Origin of the sequence: Micromonospora sp. CB01531, assembly GCF_001905095.1 — a bacterium.
In the GTDB taxonomy this organism is placed as follows: Bacteria; Actinomycetota; Actinomycetes; order Mycobacteriales; family Micromonosporaceae; genus Micromonospora.
In genome coordinates, this window is record NZ_LWLS01000072.1 from 305,049 (window position 1) to 323,185 (window position 18,137).

Consider the following 18,137-nt stretch of genomic DNA (forward strand, 5'->3'; position numbering starts at 1 on the left):
TGGTGCGGGCCGGTGGTGACGGAGCGTCACCACCGGCCCGGGGTGTTTAAGCGGTGGCGGGGCCGCTCAGGGCAGCACCGCCTCGGCCTCGGCACGGGCACCGGCCAGCACCTTCGCCTGCTGCGGCCAGGTCGCCACGCTCGGCGCGGCGCGCAGGCCGGCGGCCTTGATGGTCTCCCGCAGCGCCGCTTCGTCCAGCTCGGCGAGCTGCTGGTAGGTGCGGATGCCGGCGGCCTGGAGCGCGGCGGCCATCTTCGGTCCGATGCCCTGGATCTGCCGGAAGTCGTCGGCGGCCTGTTCGGCCGGCGCCGCGGCGGGTTCCGCCACGGCCGTGGTGGTGTTCTCGACCGAGGCGCGCGGCGCGGGGATGGTCACCGGGGTGGCCGGCTCCGCGGGCGTCGCTGCCGGCGTGACCGGCTCGGCCTCGGTGGTGGCGGGCTCGGGATCGACGGCCGCCGGCTCGACCTTGACGGTGACCGGTGCGGCCTCGGCGGGCTGGTCGGCCGGAGCGGAGCCGGCCGATTCGGCGGACAGTGGGGCGGTGGCCTCGACGGCCGGGTTGGCGACCGGGGGAGCGTCCTGCTCGGCCGGGGCCGGCTCCTCGGTCACCGCGGCGGGCGCCGGGACCTCGTCGACGACCGCGGCGGGCCGTTCCTGGTCACTGGTGGCGGTCGTGGGGTCACCCTCCACCGTGGGCGCTGCCGGGCCGGCGGTGGTGCGGCCTCCGGCCAGCACCCGCCAGATCACCAGGCCCGCCACCACAGCCAGGATCACGACCAGCCATAGCCCGAAACTCGACGACACGGCCAATCTCCTCCTCAGTACGTGAACGACAGTCGTGAGAAAACTCGGGGCAGCTTCGCACACGTACGTCGGGGACGACAGGGCGGTCCGCGGCTTTCGTCGCTGGTGGGATGGTTCGTGCCGAACGGTGGTGGTGGGATGACTGAGCGTGTGCCGCGGGAGGGGCTGGGGCACCCCGGACCCTGGTGCCTGGTGGGGTCCGGGGCGCCCGGTCACGCGCGCTGCCGCGGGTGCGGTCAGCGGATCAGCCCCGGTGTGCGGGCTCCGGTGGCGTCCCAGCTGTAGAAGCAGCCGGCGACGGCTTCCCGTGGGGAGTGCCAGGTGGGCAGATACGGCGACGTGTGTGCGGACAGTCGCTGGTTGACCTGCTCGAAGAGTGGGTGGTTGCGGACGCCGGCCGCCGCGTCCGGGTCGACGTCGGTGGTCTCCATCAGGTGGACGCACAGGTCGTGCAGGCTGTACAGCGACCGGTGCCGGACGCCGGTCAGGACGGGCAGCTCGGTCGCGTCGGACTCGGCGAAGATCTGCGCCACCCGTCCCTCCGCGCCCGGCACGATCCGGCTGACGACCAACAGTCGACTCATCGGGACCCCTCTCGCCGGCGGTGCCGCCGTCCCGCGCAGCCGGGCCGTCGGACACCGTGTGCGCTCACATTGCCCGGTCGAGTGTCAACTGCTCGTCACGATCGGTCACTGTTCGGTGATGGTTGTCGTGACGCCGTCGCTGCTGCCGCACCGTCGGTTGTGTCCGGTGAGCGCGAGCCGGGTGCGGTGGGCGAGGTCGGTCCGCGGTGCGAGGGTGGGCCGGACGACCGGCCGGGCGGGTTGCCCCGGTCGGATCGCCGGGACGGTGGCTCGGGTCGCGAGGCGCGCCGGATCGGGGCGAGGGTGTCGTCGAGTAGCGCGCACATCGCCGGGGACGGCTCCAGGCGCAGTTCGCGCAGCAGCAGGTCGCGGTAGACGTAGAAGGCGTGCACCGCCTCGAAGGCGTTGCCCTCGGCGAGGTGGATGCGGACCACGAGGCGGTGCGGGGTCTCCCGGAGTGGTTCGGCGGCCATCGCCTCCAGGGCCGCCTCCAGGGCCTCGCCGTGCCGGCCGGCGGCAAGGTGGTTGCCGGCGAGTTCCTCCAGCATGTGCAGCCGCAGCTGGCGCAGCCGTTCGCGTTCCAGCAGCACCCAGTCGTCGTACCAGCCGGGGAGCAGGTCGTGGCGCCCGGTGCTGGCGGCCCCGCGGGGCGTCTCGCGGTCGCGGACGCGGGCGGCGGTGTCGACCAGTTCGTCGACGTCGAGGTGGACGGTGTCGCCGAGCCGGACGGTGTCACCGTCGGTCAGCAGCGGGCAGCAGGGGTCCTGCCGCAACCGCCACAGGGCGGTACGCAGCGACGACAGCGCTCGTTCCTCGGAGGTTTCCGGCCACAGCAGCCCGGCCAGGTGGCTGCGGGTGGCGCCGGGTCGTAGCCCGATCAGGGCGATGACCCGTTGCAGTCCGCGGGGCACCACCACCGGCACGTCGTCGTGCAGCAACCGGAAGCCGCCGAGCAGGTGCAACGACACCGGTGGCGCGGACGGATCCTCTGCCGCCGGCGTCCTCGATTCACCGGTCACGGGCGCACCCCCTGCACCGGAACCTTCGTTCCAACTGTCCTGTGTTGCCCGGCGCGGTGCCTGCGACTCCGGTGTCGGAACGGCTCCCGCCGCTGCGGCTGACGCCGCTGCAGCCGGGCTGACCGCAACGAACGTTACCAACTATGATTACTCTGGGTCAACAGTCATGATGGCAAATGCGACTGTCCACACTCCGCGCGAAAACTGGCGTTGAACTGCGAAAAAGTGTCGGAATGAGTTCCCGGAAGTCGATCTTCTGATAGCTCGCGCACAGGATGCGTCAACGCAGCGTCACGACATTTCGCCTCGAATGGCCCACAGGTGACGCCCCGTTGACGGTGTCGGCGCGACGGTGACGGAGTCGTCCGGCGGGACCGGCCGCGCCATGCGCCGGGTTCGCGCACCCAAGGGGAGGCTCTCCATGGACCGTTCACTCATCGTCGCCAAGGTGGTGCCGACCGCCGAGGATCGGGTCGCCGAGATCTTCGCCGCGTCCGACGCGACCGAACTGCCCGGTGTGGTCGGCGTCCGCCACCGGTCGCTCTACCGGCTGCACGACCTCTACGTCCATCTCCTAGAGACGGAGCGGCCGGCCGACGGCGCGGTGGAGGACGCCCGCGGGCATCCCGAGTTCATCCGGGTCAGCGAGCGGCTGCGGCCGTACATCTCGCCGTATCTGCCGGACTGGAGCTCACCGCGGGACGCCATGGCCCACTGCTTCTACCGGTACGACGCGCCCGGGCGGCGGCCGTGACCACCACCGCGCCCCAGGACGAGCAGCTCTGGTCACGCTGCGACGGCTGCGCCTCGCTGCTGTACCGCAAGCGGTTGCGCCGCAACCTGGACGTCTGCCCGGAGTGCGGCTCGCACGCCCGGCTGGACGCCCCGGACCGGGTTGCGCAGCTGGTCGACCCGGAGTCGTTCGTCCCGCTGCCGGAGCGGGCCGTCCAGGTCGACCCGATCGAATTCGTCGACGCGGTGCCGTACCCGCACCGGCTCGGCGCGGCCCGCGTCGCCACCGGGCTGGACGAGGCGGTGCTCTGCGGCACCGCCCGCATCGGCGGTCATCCGGTGGCGCTGGCGGTGATGGACTTCCGCTTCCTCGGCGGCAGCCTCGGCTGCGCGGTCGGGGAGCTGATCACCCTGACCGCCGAGCGGGCGCTTGCCGAGGCGGTGCCGCTGGTGCTGGTCACCGCCTCCGGCGGGGCCCGCATGCAGGAGGGGGCGCTGTCGTTGATGCAGATGGCCACGGTCAGCCAGGCCCTCGCCGGGCTGCGTGAGGCGGGCCTGCTGACCGTCAGCGTCCTCACCGACCCCACCTACGGCGGGGTGGCCGCGTCCTACGCCACCAACACCGACGTGGTGCTCGCCGAGAGCGGCGCCCGGATGGGCTTCGCCGGCCCCCGGGTGATCCGGCAGGTCACCGGCGCCGCGCTGCCCGAGGGCTTCCAGACCGCCGAGTTCCTGCTGCGGCACGGGCAGATCGACATGGTGGTGCCTCGGCACGCGCTGCGCGGCCGGCTGACCGCGCTGCTCGCCGCGGCGCACGCGGCCCGCCGGCGGGTGACCGTACCCCGGCAGGTGCCGGCGCCGCGGCCGGCGACCGGGGGCGGCGGCGCCGTGCCCGCGACGGCGGCCGGCCCGGAGCGGGACGCCTGGGCGACTGTACGCACGGCCCGGCACCCCGGTCGGCCCACCACGCTGGACTACCTGGACACCGCCTTCGACGGCTTCGTCGAGCTGCACGGCGACCGGCTCGGCGCGGACTGCCCGGCGATCGTCGGCGGCCTGGCCCGGCTCGACGGCCGGCCGGTGATGGTGATCGGCCACCAGAAGGGGCACACCACCGCCGAGCTTGTGGCACACAACTTCGGCATGGCCAGCCCGGCCGGGCACCGCAAGGCGTTGCGGCTGATGCGGCTCGCGGCCCGGCTCGGCCTGCCGGTGGTGACCCTGGTGGACACCCCCGGTGCCGACCCGGGGGTGAGCGCGGAGCAGCAGGGGCAGGCGGCGGCGATCGCCGAGAACATCCTCGCGCTGAGCATGCTGCCCACCCCGGTCGTCGCGGTGGTCACCGGCGAGGGCGGCAGCGGCGGGGCGCTCGCCCTCGCGGTGGCCGACCGGGTGCTCATGCTCGAACGCGCCGTCTATTCGGTGATCAGCCCGGAGGGCTGCGCCGCGATCCTCTGGCCGGACAGCTCCGCCGCGCCGCAGGCGGCCCGCGCGCTGCGGCTCACCGCCACCGACCTGTGCCGGCTCGGGGTGGTCGACGAGGTGGTGCCGGAGCCGGCGCCGGCCGCGCACGGCGACCCGGCGGGCGCGGCCGAGCTGCTGGGCCGGGCGGTGGCGGCGAATCTCGCCCCGTTGCTCGACGTGCCGCCGGCCACCCTGGTCCGCCGCCGCCGGCAGCGGTTCCGTCGCTTCGGCGCGGCCCGCGCCGTGGGGGTTACCCGATGAGCGCCGGCGCCCGACCCGACGAGGTGCTGGACGGGCTGCGCCGGCACGCCCGCAAGCTGGTCGCCGAACTGGCCGGCCCGGTGCGCCGGGTCCGGCTGCGCAGCGGCGAGAACGTGCTGGAGGTGGAGTGGCACGGTCCGGCCCAGGCGGCGCTCGCGCCGCGCGCCGATGCCGAGCCGGTCGCGGAACCGGCCACCGAGCCGGTGTCCGCGCCGGACCGGCTGGCCGTGCGGTCACCCGTGGTGGGCACCTTCTACCGCGCCCCGGAACCGGGCGCCGCTGCCTTCGTCGCCGTCGGCGACCTGGTCCGGCCCGGCCAGGTGGTCGGCATCGTCGAGGCCATGAAGTTGATGAACGAGGTGACCGCCGACCAGGCCGGACGGGTGGTCGAGATGCTGGTCGAGGACGGCAAGCCCGTCGAGTACGACCAGCCGCTGGTCGCCCTGGAACCGCTCGCCACGCGAGGAAGCTGATGTTCGACAAGGTGCTGATCGCCAACCGGGGTGAGATCGCGCTGCGGGTCCTGCGGGCCTGCCAGGAGCTGGGGGTGCGTACCGTGGTGGTGCACTCCACCGCCGACGCCGACTCGTTGCCGGTGCGGCTGGCCGACGAGACCGTCCGGATCGGACCGGCGGCGAGCCGGCAGAGCTACCTGAACGCCGCGGCGATCGTCGAGGCCGCCCGGCAGACCGGTGCGCAGGCCGTGCATCCCGGCTACGGGTTTCTCTCCGAGGACGCCGACTTCGCCGAGATCTGCGCGGCCAACGGACTGACGTTCGTCGGCCCGCCGCCGGAGGTGATGTCGGCGCTGGCCGACAAGTCCACCGCCCGTGCGCTGATGAGCAAGGCGGGGCTGCCGCTGCCGCCGGGCGCCGTGCAGACCCTGCCGACGGTCGCCGACGCGGTGGAGGTGGCCGCCGAGGTGGGCTACCCGGTGATCATCAAGGCGGCGGCCGGCGGCGGCGGGCGCGGCATGACGGTGGTGCACGAGGCGGCCCACCTGCCCCGCGCGTACGCGCGTACCCGCGCCGCCGCCCAGGTCGCCTTCGGCGACGACCGGGTGTACGTCGAGCGCTACCTCGCCGACGCCCGGCACGTCGAGGTGCAGGTGCTCTGCGACGGCCACGGCAACGGGGTGCACCTGGGCACCCGGGACTGCTCGGTGCAGCGGCGCCACCAGAAGCTGATCGAGGAGGCACCCGCCCCGGCGCTGCGGCAGTCCACCCTGGACATGCTCGCGGAGACCGCACTGCGTGGCGTCCTGTCGGTCGGCTTCACCGGCGCCGGGACGGTCGAGTTCCTGGTCGACGGGGCGGAACAGGGCCACTTCCTGGAGATCAACTGCCGGATCCAGGTCGAGCACCCGGTCACCGAGCTGGTAACCGGCGTGGACCTGGTGCACGAGCAGCTGCACATCGCCGCCGGTACGCCGCTGCGCCTGCGGCAGGAGGACATCCGGCTGCGCGGGGTGGCCGTCGAGGCCCGGGTCAACGTGGAGGACCCGGACCGGGACTTCGCGCCCGCGCCCGGCCGGCTCGACCGGTTCCGGCCACCCGGCGGCCCGTTCACCCGGGTCGACACCCACGGCCATCCCGGCTATCTGGTCAGCCCGCACTACGACTCGCTGCTGGCCAAGGTCGCGGTCTGGGCGCCGGACCGGGACGGCGCGCTCGACCGCCTCGACCGCGCGCTCGGCGAGTTCGACGTGGCCGGGCCGGGTGTCCGCACCACCATCCCGTTCGTCCGGCGGGTGCTGCGCGACCCGGCGTTCCGCCGGGGACGCCACACCACCGGCCTGGTCGACCGGCTGTTCACCGCCCCTGCCGAGGGGGCCACGCCCGATGTCCCGCCGGCCACCGCTGCCGCGCCCGTCGACGGCAGGCCCGCCGAGGGCACCGCGCCGGCCGAGGGCACCGCGCCCGCCGCCGGGGCCGCCGGCCACGTGGCCGTGAACGGCGGGCAGGGCGGGCCGGATCCCGACCGCGCCGCCCCCGCGCCCGCTGATCCCGTGTCCGTCACCCGTGCCGAGGCCGACCCGGCCGGCCGTACCCCCGTCACCGCCGTGCCCGCCGCCGGCCCGACCGCTTGGAGAACCCGATGACCGTCGCTTCCGACCGCCCGCTCGCCGCGCAGATCACCGACATCCTTGTCACCCACTGCGGCCTGGACGCGCAGGCCGCCGCCCGCACCCCGGCCGCCAGCCTGGAGGAGCTCGGCATGGACTCGCTCGCCCTGCTCGAACTCTCCGCGGTCGTGGCCGACCGGTGGCGGGTCAAGATCCCCGAGCAGGCCGGGCAGCTCAGCATCGCCGGCGTCGCCGATCTGGTGGCCCGCAAGGCCGACCCGCCCGGACACACGGAGAACGGCATCGAGATCGCCGCACCGCTGCCTCTGGTCTGGGAGGTCACCAACGACGTGGCCCGGTGGACCGAGCTGTTCACCGAGTACGCGGCGGTGGAGATCCTGGACCGCACCGGCGACACCGTGCGGTTCCGGCTCACCATGCATCCCGACGAGAACGGCGTGGCCTGGAGCTGGGTCAGCGAACGCACCGCCGACCGGGCGAGCCGGCAGGTGCACGCCCACCGGGTGGAGACCGGCCCGTTCGAGTACATGCGCATCCACTGGCGCTACGACGAGGTCCCCGGCGGCACCCGGATGACCTGGGTGCAGGACTTCGCCATGAAGCCCACCGCCCCGGTCGACAACGCCGGCATGACCGAGCGGATCAACGCCAACAGCAAGGTCCAGCTCGCCGTCATCAAGGAACGGATCGAACGGCGGGCGGCCGTGTCGACCGGGAAGGAAGGCCGCGATGCCTGAGACCACCACCGCCCGTGTCTCCGTCCACGACGTCCCCGCCGACCGGCGGCGCGGCGGCGAGCTGCGGGTCCTGCTCGGCCCGAAGACCGTCGGCAGCACCTCCGGGTTCATGGGCGTGGCCGCCCTCGCCCCCGGAGAGCGGATCGCCGAGCACTACCACCCCTACAGCGAGGAGTTTCTCTACGTCGCCCGCGGCGCGATCACCGTCGACCTGGACGACCGGCCGGTGCCGCTCGGCGCGGGGGAGGCGCTTTTCGTGCCGAAGGACGTCCGGCACCGGCTGCGCAACACCGGCGACGAGCCGGCCGAGGTGGTCTTCCACCTCGGGCCCCTCGCTCCACGCCCCGAGCTCGGCCACGTCGACACCGAGACACCCCCGCCCCCTCGGGAACCGTCGTGACCGGCCGGCGGACCGTGGTCACCGGCATCGGCGTCGTCGCACCCGGCGGCGCCACCCGGGACCGGTTCTGGAAGACCATCACCGAGGGGCGGACCGCCACCCGGCGGATCAGCTTCTTCGACCCGTCGCCGTTCCGCTCCCAGATCGCCGCCGAGTGCGACTTCGACCCGGACGCGGCGGGCATCACCCTCGCCGAACGGCAACGCGCCGACCGGTACGTGCAGTTCGCCCTGGCCTGCTCCACCGAGGCGCTCGCCGACAGCGGGCTCACCCTCACCGACGCCGACCGGGACCGCGCCGGCGTGGTGCTGGGCACCGCCGTCGGCGGCACCATGGCCCTGGAGCAGGAGTACGTCCGGGTCAGCGACTCCGGCCGGCGCTGGCTGGTGGACCACACCCTCGGCGGGCGGTACCTCTACCAGGCGCTGGTCCCCAGCAGCCTGGCCGCCGACGTGGCCTGCCGGCACGGCCTGCACGGCCCGGCCCAGGTCGTCTCCACCGGCTGCACCTCCGGCATCGACGCCATCGGGTACGCCCACCAGCTCATCGCCGACGGCGAGGCGGACGTGGTCCTGGCCGGGGCGGCGGACTCGCCGATCTCCCCGGTCACGGTCGCCTCGTTCGACGCCATCCAGGCCACCAGCCCGGACAACGACGACCCGGAGCACGCGTCCCGGCCGTTCGACGCCGACCGGCACGGGTTCGTCCTCGCCGAGGGGGCGGCCGTGCTGGTGCTGGAGGAGGTCGAGCACGCCCGCCGCCGGGGCGCCCACGTCTACTGCGAGGTGGCCGGGTACGCCAGCCGCAGCAACGGCTTCCACATGACCGGGCTGCGCCCGGACGGGGTGGAGATGGCCCTGGCCATCAGCGACGCGCTGCGCCAGGCCCGGCTCGCCCCGTCGGCCGTCTCGTACGTCAGCGCGCACGGCTCGGGCACCCGGCAGAACGACCGGCACGAGACGGCGGCGTTCAAGCGGGCGCTCGGGCCCACCGCGTATCGGGTGCCGGTCAGCTCGATCAAGTCGATGGTCGGGCACTCGCTCGGCGCCATCGGCTCGATCGAGATGGCCGCGTGTGCGCTGGCCATCGAGTACGGGGTGGTCCCGCCCACCGCCAACTGGGCCACCCGGGACCCGGAGTGCGACCTGGACTACGTGCCCAACGAGGCGCGGGAGGTGCCCGTCGACGTGGCCCTGTCGGTGGGCAGCGGCTTCGGCGGCTTCCAGTCCGCGATGGTCTTCCGCCGGCTGGCGGTCACTCCATGACGGCGCGGGCGGTGGTGACCGGGATCGGGGTGGTGGCGCCGACCGGGATCGGTAACGACGCGCACTGGGCCAGCGTGGTCGCCGGCACCCGGCGCACCGGGCCGATCACCCTGTTCGATCCGGCGAGCTATCCCACCCGGGTCGCCGGGGAGGTGCCCGACTTCGACCCCGGCGGGTTCGCCGACACCCGGCAGCGGGTGCAGACGGACCGGTGGACGCATCTCGGGTTCGCGGCCACCCGGCTGGCGCTGGCCGACGCCGGGCTGCCGGAGCGGGCGCCGGACCCGTACCGGTGGGCGGTGACGCTGGCCAGTTCCTCCGGCGGGAACCTGTTCGGCCAGCGGGAGCTGCAGCGGCTGTGGGGTGGACCGACGCGGACCGTCGGGGCGTACCAGTCGATCGCCTGGTTCTACGCGGCCAGTGTCGGGCAGGTGTCCATCCACCACCAGCTCAAGGGGCCGTGCGGGGTGACGGTGTCGGAGTCGGCCGGTGGGCTGGACAGCCTGGCCCACGCAGTCCGGACCGTCCGTCGGGGCACCCCGCTGGTGGTGGCCGGGGCGACCGAGTGCCCGCTAAGCCCGTACGCGCTGGCCTGCCAGCTCCGCTCGGGGCTGCTCAGCGACGTCGCCGACCCGGAGCGGGCGTACCGGCCGTTCGACGCCGGGGCCAGCGGCTACGTGCCGGCCGAGGGTGGCGCCGTCTTCGTGGTGGAGGAGTTGGGACACGCGCTGGACCGGGGCGCCCGGATCTACGGCGAGATCACCGGCTGGGCGGCCACCCACGACGCCGCCCCGACCGATCCCGAGGCCGGCCCCGATCCGACCCACTACGCCCGGGCGCTGCGGCTGGCCCTGGAGCGGGCCGGCGTACGGCCGCACGACGTGGACGTGGTCTGGCCGGACGCGCTGGGCGTGCCGGCGTACGACCGGGCGGAGGCGAGCGCCCTGCGGGCGGTGTTCGGGGAGCGGATGCCGCCGGTCACCACGCAGAAGCCGCTGACCGGCCGGGCGTACCAGGGTGGGTCGGCGCTGGACGCGGCGACCGCGCTGCTCGCCTTCCACCGCGGCCTGCTGCCCGCCTCCGCCGGCCCGCAGCGGCCCGCCCCCGGCTGCGAGCTGCCCTTCCTGCGGGAGCCACGCCGCCCGCGTAGTCGTATCGCGCTGGTCGGGGCGCGCGGCTTCGACGGCTTCAACAGCGCGCTGGTGCTGCGCGGCGCCGCGCCCCCACCCGCGACCGGGGATCCCGGGTAGGCGCGCCACAGGTCGGCGACAGGGCGGTGTCCGCAGTGCCGGGACACCGCCCTGTCGGCGATCTGCGTCAGGTGCACTGCCGGTCCTGCGCGGGCGGGGCCGTGGCGGGGTTTTCGGGCAGGGGGCGACGGCCGGCGGGGTACCGGGCCGGCGTATCCGCGATCCTGCCTGTCCGATCGATCCTCGGCAATCCACCCAGCCGCTTTTCCTGATCTAGCCATTTGCATGTAGCAATGGCTGATTGGGCTGCCGTAGGGTTCCGTCAGCACTCCGAAGAACGCACCTGTTGGGCGGATTTCGTCCATTTTGAGGCTGGGCGGTGGGCGGTCGTGACTGTGCATCCCGTGGCGGAAGATCCGGTGGCGGCGGAGGCGGACTGGGTGGACGACGTCCTGTTCACCGGACGCCCCACCGATGTCTGTCTACGCCTGCCCGAACCGGTCGACAAGGGCACCCTGCGCCGCCTGGTGGGTGAGGCGCAGGCCCGGCTCGCCGAGGCCGGACTGCGCCCCGGCGGCGCCGTCGCGCTGCGGCTGCCGCCGTCGCTGGCGTACGTGGTGAACCTGCTCGCCACCTGGCGCAGCGGCGCCCAGGCCGTGCTGCTGGACCACCGGCTCACCGACCACGAGGTCGACCGGGCGCTACGCCGGCTCACCCCGCAGGTGGTGGTGGCCCCGGTACGGACCGGCGGGGGCGCGCTGCGGATCTTCGTCGACGTCACCGAAGGGATCACGGCCTACTCCGACCGCCCGGCCGGCAGCCCGCACGCGGTGATCCAGCTCAGCTCCGGGTCCACCGGACCGTCGAAGGTGATCGGCCGCACCGCCGAGGACCTGGTCGGCGAGGTGCACCGCTACACGCGCATCGACGGGGTGGCGCTGCCCGGCGAGCGGATCATCCTGCTGCCGTCCATGGTGCACGTGCTCGGCCTGGTCGGCGGGCTGCTCTACGGGCTGCACGCCGGCGTCGAACTGGTGCCGCCGGAGCGGCTCACCGGGGACGCGATCCTCGCCGCCGTCGCCGCCCAGGACACCCCGGCCACCGTGCTCGGCGTGCCGTTCCACATCGGGCTGCTCGCCTCCACCACCCCGCCGGGGCCGCTGCCCCAGCTCAAGCGGATGACCACCGGCGGCGAGCTGGTCCCGGCCGCCGTCGCCCGCGCCTTCACCGACCGCTACGGCATCACGCTGGGCAACATGTACGGGATGACCGAGGTCGGCGTCATCGGCACCGACCTGTACGGGGCGAATCGCCCCGCCATCGCCCCCGCTCCCGGCATGCGCGTGCGGGAGTCCGGCGGCGAGCTGTGGGTGAGCTGCCCGGCGTCCCCGTACGTCGGGCTCGCCGACCCGACCCGGTGGGCCGACGGCTGGCTGCACACCCGCGACGCCGGCACCGTCGACCCGGAGACCGGGCTGGTCACGGTGAAGGGCCGGCTCGACTCGCAGGTGTCGGTGGGCGGCATGAAGGTCGACCTGACCGAGGTGGAGGCCACCGTCGCCGAGCTGCCCGGAGTGGGCGCCGCGGTGGTGGTCTGGGACGACGGCATCACCGCGTACGTCCAGCCGGATGGGCCGCTGTCCGCGGCGACGCTGGACAAGCTGCTCGCCGAACGCCTCGCCGGCTACAAGCGGCCGCGGACCCTGCACCTGCTCGACCAGTTGCCGCGCACCACCACCGGCAAGCTGGTCCGGTCGACGGCGGCGCTGCGGGACGCGGCGTCATGACCGGCCCGCTACGCGAGCACGACGTCGACCTCCCCGGCCGCCCCGGCGACCGCCACCGCGAGCACCAGGCCGTCCCCGGCCGCCGGGTGGCCCACCCGTACGCCGGGACAGGCGGGCACCGGGCGCAGCAGGTCGCCGGGAACGCCTGGCACCGGCATCCGCCGGCGCAGCCCGCCGTCGCGCAGCCCGGTGCCGAGCGCCTTGCCGACCGCCTCCTTCGCCGTCCACAGGCGCAGGAAGTCCAGGTCCCGGCCGGCCTCGTCCCGGACCCGCAGCCAGGCCGCCTCCCCCGGGTCGTACCAGCGGCCCGCGAGGGGGGCGGCGGGCAGCGGCCGGCACCGCTCGACGTCCACCCCGACCGGCCCGCCCGCCCGGGCGGCCACCACGACCAGCCCGTCGACGTGGCTCACGCTCACCGGCAGCGTCCGCCCGTCACCGGCGTACACCTCGGGCCGCCCGCCGGGCGCCCGCCGTACCCCGATCTCCGTCCCGGACCGGCCGAGCAGCGCGCCACCCGCGCACCGCAGCAGCCGCCGCGTCAGCTCCCGCTGGTTGCCGGCGGTGCGGCCGAGCCACACGTACGCGGTGTCCCGACCGGGCACCGGTAGCTGCCTCACGGAAAGAGGTTAACGCCATGCGCGACGAGGTCCGCACCTTCGTCATCGAGCAGCTCGCCGACATGAACTACGACGTCGAGGACGTCGACGACGACACCACCCTGGGCCCCTCCGGGGTCGACCTCGAGTCGCTGGCCCTGGCCGACCTGGCCGTGCGGGTCGAGGACCGGTACGGCCTGAAGTTCGCCGACGACGAGTCGGAGCAGCTGGCCCTGATGACGGTCGGCGAGTTCACCACGATGGTCGCCGACCGGGTGGCCGGCGCGACGAGCGACCGCTCCTGATGGCCGGTCAGCCCGACCTGGGGCGAGCTGACCTGGTGAGCATGCTCGCCGAACTGACCGCGAAACCCGTTGACCAGGTGCCGGACCGGATCGGCTCGATGGAGCTGGCCTGGCTGGTGCACCTCGTCGAGCAACGCTACGACCGCCGGATGGAGCTCAGCGACGACCAGCTCGCCGGCATCCGCACCGTCGACGACGCGCTGGCGGTGTTCCACACCTCGCTGACCGCGCCCGCAGATGGCTGACCGGCAGCACCTGAGGATCACCGGCGTCCACGCGCTCAGCGCCCTCGGCAGGGGCGCCGACGCGCTGCTCGCCGGGGTGCTCACCGGCACCCCGGCGTTCGCGCCGGTCCGCAGGTTCGACACCACCGGCCGCCGGGTCACCGTGGCGGCCACCCTGCCCGAGGTCGGCCCGCTGGTCGACGAGCTGACCGACGCGGTCGACGCCGCCTGCCGGGCGGCTGGGCTGGACCGGACGCACCGGTCCGCGGCGGCGCTGTTCCTGGCCGTCCACGGTGGACCCGAGGCGCCCGCGCTCGCCGCCGACCTGGCCCGGCGCTGCGGGCTGACGGAACGGATCCGGGTCTACACCACCGCCTGCGTGTCGGCGAGCACCGCGGTGGCCGACGCGGCGACCCTGATCGGCCGGGGCGACCTGGACCGGGTCGTCGTCGCGGCCGGCTACCTGGTCGAGCCGGACCAGTACGCGCTCTTCGACGCCGGCCGGGCGTTCGCCGCCGACGGGACGGTCCGACCGTTCAGCGCCGGACGGCAGGGGTTGCTGCTCGGCGACGGGGTGGCCGCCGTGGTGCTGGAGTCACCCGCCGCCGCCGCCCGCCGGGGCGCGCCCACCCTCGCCACCGTGCCCGGCTGGGGCCGGGCCGGGGACGCGTACCACCCCTGCCAGCCCGACCCGCAGGGGAGCGGGCTGGCCCGGGCGGTCGCCGCGGCGGTGCGCCGGGGCGGGCTGCCGGCCGAGGCGCTCGGCTACGTCAACGCCAACGCCACCGGCACCCCGTACAGCGACGCCGCCGAGGCGGCGGCGCTGCGCCGGGTGTTCGGCGACCGGGCCGGCCGAATCCCGGTCAGCTCCACCAAGTCCGTGCACGGGCACGCCCTCGAAGCGTCCGGGCTGCTCGAACTGGTGGTCACCGTGCTGGCGCTGCGGCACGGCAAGCTGCCGGTCAACGCCGGGTTCCTCGGCCCGGACGACACCTGCCCGCTGGACGTGATCACCGACGCGCCCCGCCCCGCGGTCACCGACTACGCGCTGACCCTCAACGCGGCCTTCGGCGGCGCCAACACGGCCCTGCTGGTCGGTGCGCCGTGAGCGCCGCGAGCGGGCCGCGGGTCCTCGCCGAGGCGCGCTGGCCGGAACCCGGCGACGGGGCGCCGCCCCCGGTGCCCGGGTTCGTGCACTCGGCGTTCCCGCCGCTGGTGGCCGCGGTCGCCGACCGCTGCCTGACCCGCCGGCACGGCGCGCGGCCCGTGCCGGCCGGCACCCGCACGGCGGTCGTGCTGGTCAGCGCCAGCGGCGACCGGGCCAGCGCGGAGCACGTCCGGGCCACGGTCGCCGCCGGCGGCCGGATCGGGCCGCTGTTCTTCTTCCAGTCGGTGCCGAACAGCGTGGCCGGGCACATTGCGGCGCGCTGGGGACTGGACGGCCCGGTGGTCTGCCTGAGCCCGACCGGGGAGCCGCGGGCCGACGGCACGGCCGAGGCGGAACTGCTGCTGTACGACGGCGACGCCGACGAGGCGTTGCTGATCCTGATCGAACAGGCGCCGGACGGGACGCCGGGCGAGGCGACCGCGGTGCTGCTGGGGGAGGGAACTCCATGAGGAGCAAGGGACTACGCGGCGCGCTGGCCGCCGACACGGCGCTCGGCGCGGGCAACGTGCTCGCCCGGGTGCTGGCCCACGGCGCCGACCCGGACGGGCCGGGGCTCACCTTCGACACCCCCGTCGACGGTCACCCGGCCGAGCACCCGCTGACCCTCGGCCAGCTCGCCGAGCGGGTCGCCGCCCGGGCCGCCTGGCTGTACGAACGCGGAGTGCGGCGGCGGGACCCGGTCGCCGTGTGGGCCGACACGGCCGCCGACATGGTGCTGTCGTTCCTGGCGTTGACCCGGCTCGGCGCGATCCCCGCGCTGATGAACGGCAAGCTGCGGCCGGAGATCGCCGCCGAGTACATCCGCCGGCTGCGGGCCGCCGGGGTGCTCGCCGACGCCGCCCACGCCGCGGCCCTGCACGGGCACGACCTCGGTGCCCCGCTGCTCGGCGAGCCCGCCGAGGCGGGCGCCGGCGACCCGGCCGCCGCTCCGGCCCACCACCGGCATCACCCGGACGACCCGGTCGTCATCACCCACACCTCCGGCACCACCGGCGTGCCGAAGGCCGTGCTGCACTCGCACGCCAGCCTGTTCGCCGCCACCCGGCACCTGCTGTCCATGCCGCAGGCGCAGGGCACCGGCCGGATCCTCAACGCGCTGCCCGCCCCGCACACCGCGACGGTGCTGATGGTCAACCAGGCGCTCGGCAACCGGGCGGAGATGTACCTGCTGTCCGAGCAGGGCGGCGAGCGGGTGCTCGACGCGATCCAGCGGTGGCGGCCGGACGGGGTCTTCGGGTTCTCCGTCACCTGGGCGGAACTGGCCCGCTTCGACCTGTCCGGCTACGACCTCGACTCGGTGCGGCTGTGGTTCAACACCGGCGACTGCTCCCACGAGCCGCACGTGCGGCGGCTGGTCGAGGTCGGCTCGCGGGACGTGGTGACCCGGGAGGGCGTGACCCGGGCACCGGGGTCGGTTTTCATCGACGGGCTGGGCTCCAGCGAGATGGGGCACTCGATGTTCCACATCACCCACACCGTCGACACCGACCGGTACGGCCGCTGCGTCGGCCGCCCGTACCGGTTTACCAAGGTCGCCGTCCTCGACGACGACGGCGACGAGCTGCCCCCGGGGCAGGTCGGCTGGCTCGGCGTCGACTCGCCGTCGCTGTTCCGCGGCTACTGGAACGACTCGGTCACCACCTACCGGTCCCGGCTGCGCGGCTGGTACCTCACCGGTGACCTGGTCCACACCGACGACGAGGGGCGCTACTACCACCTGGACCGGGCCGTCGACTCGGTCGACGCCGGCGACGGGAAGCGCTTCTTCACCGCGCTGTCCGAGGAGCGGATCCTCGCCGCCTGCGCCGACGTCACCGACTGCACCGTGGTGATCGTCAAGGAGGGCGACCGGGCCGGCCGACCACTGCGGCGCGACTCGTCCGACGCCGCGCCGCGACCCCCGGTCGTCACCGACGTGCTCCTCGAACTGGCCGCCGGGGCCGACCCGGCGGAGGACCGCACCGAGCGGATCCGCGCCGCGCTCGGCCCGGACCTGGCTGCCACCCTGCGCCGGGTGGTGCCGGTCCGCTCCGACGACCTCCCGGTCACCGTGACCGGCAAGGTCCGCAAGGTGGCGCTGCGCGAGCGCTACCTGACCGAGTCGGCGTCATGACCGCCGTCATCACCGGCATGGGGCTGTTCACCCCGGCCGGCCGGGGCGTCGACGAGACCTTCGGCGCGCTCACCACCGGCCGGTCCGGGCTGCGTCGCCCGCCCGAGGGGCACCCGGCCCGGGACTGCCTGGAGGTGGCCGGGGTGCTGCCGGAGGTGGACCCGCGCAGCGTCGCCTCCGGACCGGAGACGAAGGTGCTCGACCGGATCGTGCTGCTCGCCCTGATCACCGCCGCCGAGGCGCTCGCCGACGCCGGCATCGAGGTGGGGCGGGACGTCGACCCGGACCGGATCGGGGTGATCGTCGGCGGGGTCGGCGGCATGTCCACGCTGGAGAGCCAGGTGCTCGCCCGGGCCGCCCGAGGCCGGGCCGCGGTCAGCCCGTACCTGCTGACCGGGATCCTGCCGAACATGCCGTCGGCCCGGATCGCCATCGCGCACGGCATCCGGGGCTACAGCTCGGCAGTGGGCACGGCCTGCGCGTCCGGCGCCCAGGCGGTCGCCGACGCGGTCCGGCTCATCCGCGCCGGCGAGGCCGACGTGGTGCTCTGCGGGGCGAGCGAGGCACCGCTGTTCCCGACCTTCGCCGACACCTTCGGCAACGCCCGCGCGCTGGCCCGCGGCTGGGACGAGCCGACCGAGGCCAGCCGCCCGTTCGACAACCGGCGCAACGGGTTCGTCCTCGCCGAGGGAGCGGCGCTGCTGGTGCTGGAACGCGCCGAGCACGCCGCCGCCCGGGGCGTCACCGGCTACGCCGAGGTCGCCGGGTACGGGGTGAACAGCGACGCGTACCACCCGACCGCGCCGCGGCCGGACGGCGCCGGGGCGGCCGGCTGCATGCGCCGCGCCCTGGCCGGCGGGGGCGTGCAGCCGGGCCAGGTCGGCTACGTCAACGCGCACGGCACCGGCACGAAGCTCGGCGACATCGCCGAGACCACCGCGCTGGCCGAGGTGTTCGGCGTCGGCGGGGTGCCGGTCAGCTCCACCAAGGCGCTCACCGGGCACCTGCTGGGCGCCTCCGGGGTGCTGGAGGCCGCGGCGACCGCGCTGGCGCTCGGCCGCGGGCTGCTGCCGCCCACCTACCACCTCGACGACCCGGACCCGGACTGCGCGGCGGACCACATCCGCACGGCGCCCCGGGCCACCCGGGCCGAGTACGCACTGACCAACTCGTTCGGGTTCGGCGGCCAGAACGTCAGCCTGCTGCTCCGCCGGCTCGCCGGCGACTGCTCCGGGCCGCGGCGCGGCGACAGACGCGCCGAGCCGCAGTGGTCGTCAGCGGCGCGGCGGGCCGCCGGCGCCGCGACGCCGGCCGCCGGGACGGGGAGGTGATCCGACGTTCCACCCCCGGGCGGCGCAGGCCCGGGACGGCAGTCACGGGGGGGACATCGGGAAGGGCTGAC

The 18,137-nt window shown here is 75.0% G+C and carries 17 protein-coding genes and 2 pseudogenes; 15 read left to right on the forward strand and 4 right to left on the reverse strand.

Annotated features, from left to right (window positions below):
- Positions 1 to 66 precede the first annotated feature (66 nt).
- The 3 genes and pseudogenes from A6A27_RS20655 to A6A27_RS20665 form a co-directional block, all read right to left on the reverse strand.
- Entirely contained in the window at positions 67 to 804 is a 738-nt protein-coding gene (locus A6A27_RS20655; protein ID WP_073836254.1) for a helix-hairpin-helix domain-containing protein, read from the reverse strand.
- A 236-nt stretch (positions 805 to 1,040) separates the two neighbouring features.
- Positions 1,041 to 1,388, reverse strand: a complete 348-nt coding sequence (locus A6A27_RS20660; RefSeq protein WP_073836255.1) for a TcmI family type II polyketide cyclase — start codon at positions 1,386 to 1,388, stop codon at positions 1,041 to 1,043.
- A gap of 242 nt (positions 1,389 to 1,630) precedes the next feature.
- Positions 1,631 to 2,407, reverse strand: a pseudogene (locus A6A27_RS20665) (AfsR/SARP family transcriptional regulator); the annotation flags it as partial.
- Positions 2,408 to 2,828: 421 nt separating this feature from the next.
- Here A6A27_RS20665 and A6A27_RS20670 point away from each other — a divergent pair.
- From A6A27_RS20670 to A6A27_RS20710, 9 genes and pseudogenes are all read left to right on the forward strand, one after another.
- Positions 2,829 to 3,161 carry a TcmI family type II polyketide cyclase gene (locus A6A27_RS20670; protein WP_073836256.1) on the forward strand — a complete coding sequence of 111 codons (333 nt, stop codon included), beginning with the start codon at positions 2,829 to 2,831 and terminating at the stop codon, positions 3,159 to 3,161.
- Positions 3,158 to 4,864 (forward strand): acetyl-CoA carboxylase carboxyltransferase subunit alpha, encoded by a 1,707-nt coding sequence (locus A6A27_RS20675; protein ID WP_073836257.1) that lies wholly within the window; start codon positions 3,158 to 3,160, stop codon positions 4,862 to 4,864. The genes A6A27_RS20670 and A6A27_RS20675 overlap by 4 nt, the downstream gene beginning before the upstream one ends.
- Positions 4,861 to 5,337 (forward strand): acetyl-CoA carboxylase biotin carboxyl carrier protein, encoded by a 477-nt coding sequence (gene accB, locus A6A27_RS20680; RefSeq protein ID WP_073836258.1) that lies wholly within the window; start codon positions 4,861 to 4,863, stop codon positions 5,335 to 5,337. The genes A6A27_RS20675 and accB overlap by 4 nt, the downstream gene beginning before the upstream one ends.
- Positions 5,337 to 6,674: pseudogene (locus A6A27_RS20685) on the forward strand (acetyl-CoA carboxylase biotin carboxylase subunit); the annotation flags it as partial. The gene accB and the pseudogene A6A27_RS20685, both read left to right, overlap by 1 nt.
- Positions 6,675 to 6,961: 287 nt before the next feature.
- Complete coding sequence (locus A6A27_RS20690) at positions 6,962 to 7,687, forward strand: SRPBCC family protein (protein ID WP_073836260.1); 726 nt, start codon at positions 6,962 to 6,964, stop codon at positions 7,685 to 7,687.
- The gene (locus A6A27_RS20695; protein ID WP_073836261.1) at positions 7,680 to 8,087 is read left to right on the forward strand and encodes a cupin domain-containing protein; all 408 of its coding nucleotides are present in this window, start codon (positions 7,680 to 7,682) and stop codon (positions 8,085 to 8,087) included. Before A6A27_RS20690 ends, A6A27_RS20695 begins: the two co-directional genes overlap by 8 nt.
- Entirely contained in the window at positions 8,084 to 9,352 is a 1,269-nt protein-coding gene (locus tag A6A27_RS20700) for a beta-ketoacyl-[acyl-carrier-protein] synthase family protein (protein WP_073836262.1), read from the forward strand. Before A6A27_RS20695 ends, A6A27_RS20700 begins: the two co-directional genes overlap by 4 nt.
- On the forward strand, positions 9,349 to 10,602 hold the full coding sequence (locus tag A6A27_RS20705) for a beta-ketoacyl synthase N-terminal-like domain-containing protein (RefSeq protein WP_073836263.1): 1,254 nt from the start codon (positions 9,349 to 9,351) through the stop codon (positions 10,600 to 10,602). The genes A6A27_RS20700 and A6A27_RS20705 overlap by 4 nt, the downstream gene beginning before the upstream one ends.
- A 329-nt stretch (positions 10,603 to 10,931) precedes the next feature.
- Complete coding sequence (locus A6A27_RS20710; RefSeq protein ID WP_073836264.1) at positions 10,932 to 12,329, forward strand: class I adenylate-forming enzyme family protein; 1,398 nt, start codon at positions 10,932 to 10,934, stop codon at positions 12,327 to 12,329.
- An 8-nt stretch (positions 12,330 to 12,337) separates the two neighbouring features.
- Here the strand turns inward: A6A27_RS20710 and A6A27_RS20715 are convergent, their stop codons facing one another.
- Entirely contained in the window at positions 12,338 to 12,946 is a 609-nt protein-coding gene (locus tag A6A27_RS20715; protein ID WP_073836265.1) for a 4'-phosphopantetheinyl transferase family protein, read from the reverse strand.
- Between the two features lie 17 nt (positions 12,947 to 12,963).
- Between A6A27_RS20715 and A6A27_RS20720 the strand changes: the two genes are divergently transcribed.
- From A6A27_RS20720 to A6A27_RS20745, 6 genes are read left to right on the forward strand one after another with little or no spacing between them, the layout of a single operon-like run.
- Positions 12,964 to 13,230 carry a phosphopantetheine-binding protein gene (locus A6A27_RS20720; RefSeq protein ID WP_073836266.1) on the forward strand — a complete coding sequence of 89 codons (267 nt, stop codon included), beginning with the start codon at positions 12,964 to 12,966 and terminating at the stop codon, positions 13,228 to 13,230.
- Complete coding sequence (locus A6A27_RS20725; protein WP_073836267.1) at positions 13,230 to 13,475, forward strand: hypothetical protein; 246 nt, start codon at positions 13,230 to 13,232, stop codon at positions 13,473 to 13,475. The genes A6A27_RS20720 and A6A27_RS20725 overlap by 1 nt, the downstream gene beginning before the upstream one ends.
- Positions 13,468 to 14,562, forward strand: coding sequence for a beta-ketoacyl-[acyl-carrier-protein] synthase family protein (locus A6A27_RS20730; RefSeq protein WP_073836268.1), 1,095 nt, complete (start codon positions 13,468 to 13,470; stop codon positions 14,560 to 14,562). The genes A6A27_RS20725 and A6A27_RS20730 overlap by 8 nt, the downstream gene beginning before the upstream one ends.
- The gene (locus A6A27_RS20735) at positions 14,559 to 15,071 is read left to right on the forward strand and encodes a beta-ketoacyl synthase chain length factor (protein ID WP_073836269.1); all 513 of its coding nucleotides are present in this window, start codon (positions 14,559 to 14,561) and stop codon (positions 15,069 to 15,071) included. The genes A6A27_RS20730 and A6A27_RS20735 overlap by 4 nt, the downstream gene beginning before the upstream one ends.
- The gene (locus tag A6A27_RS20740) at positions 15,068 to 16,735 is read left to right on the forward strand and encodes a class I adenylate-forming enzyme family protein (protein ID WP_073836270.1); all 1,668 of its coding nucleotides are present in this window, start codon (positions 15,068 to 15,070) and stop codon (positions 16,733 to 16,735) included. Before A6A27_RS20735 ends, A6A27_RS20740 begins: the two co-directional genes overlap by 4 nt.
- A complete protein-coding gene (locus A6A27_RS20745; protein WP_083672732.1) occupies positions 16,732 to 18,066 on the forward strand; it encodes a beta-ketoacyl-[acyl-carrier-protein] synthase family protein in 1,335 nt (444 codons plus the stop codon). Before A6A27_RS20740 ends, A6A27_RS20745 begins: the two co-directional genes overlap by 4 nt.
- Positions 18,067 to 18,137 lie beyond the last annotated feature (71 nt).

What these genes read in the sequence shown, in the direction of transcription:
- A6A27_RS20695 (WP_073836261.1), top strand. Translation starts at nt 7,680, where the DNA reads ATGCCTGAGACCACCACCGCCCGTGTCTCCGTCCACGACGTCCCCGCC.
- accB (WP_073836258.1), top strand. Translation starts at nt 4,861, where the DNA reads ATGAGCGCCGGCGCCCGACCCGACGAGGTGCTGGACGGGCTGCGCCGG.
- A6A27_RS20725 (WP_073836267.1), top strand. Translation starts at nt 13,230, where the DNA reads ATGGCCGGTCAGCCCGACCTGGGGCGAGCTGACCTGGTGAGCATGCTC.
- A6A27_RS20730 (WP_073836268.1), top strand. Translation starts at nt 13,468, where the DNA reads ATGGCTGACCGGCAGCACCTGAGGATCACCGGCGTCCACGCGCTCAGC.
- A6A27_RS20740 (WP_073836270.1), top strand. Translation starts at nt 15,068, where the DNA reads ATGAGGAGCAAGGGACTACGCGGCGCGCTGGCCGCCGACACGGCGCTC.
- A6A27_RS20690 (WP_073836260.1), top strand. Translation starts at nt 6,962, where the DNA reads ATGACCGTCGCTTCCGACCGCCCGCTCGCCGCGCAGATCACCGACATC.
- A6A27_RS20660 (WP_073836255.1), bottom strand. Translation starts at nt 1,388, where the DNA reads ATGAGTCGACTGTTGGTCGTCAGCCGGATCGTGCCGGGCGCGGAGGGA.
- A6A27_RS20720 (WP_073836266.1), top strand. Translation starts at nt 12,964, where the DNA reads ATGCGCGACGAGGTCCGCACCTTCGTCATCGAGCAGCTCGCCGACATG.
- A6A27_RS20705 (WP_073836263.1), top strand. Translation starts at nt 9,349, where the DNA reads ATGACGGCGCGGGCGGTGGTGACCGGGATCGGGGTGGTGGCGCCGACC.
- A6A27_RS20745 (WP_083672732.1), top strand. Translation starts at nt 16,732, where the DNA reads ATGACCGCCGTCATCACCGGCATGGGGCTGTTCACCCCGGCCGGCCGG.
- A6A27_RS20670 (WP_073836256.1), top strand. Translation starts at nt 2,829, where the DNA reads ATGGACCGTTCACTCATCGTCGCCAAGGTGGTGCCGACCGCCGAGGAT.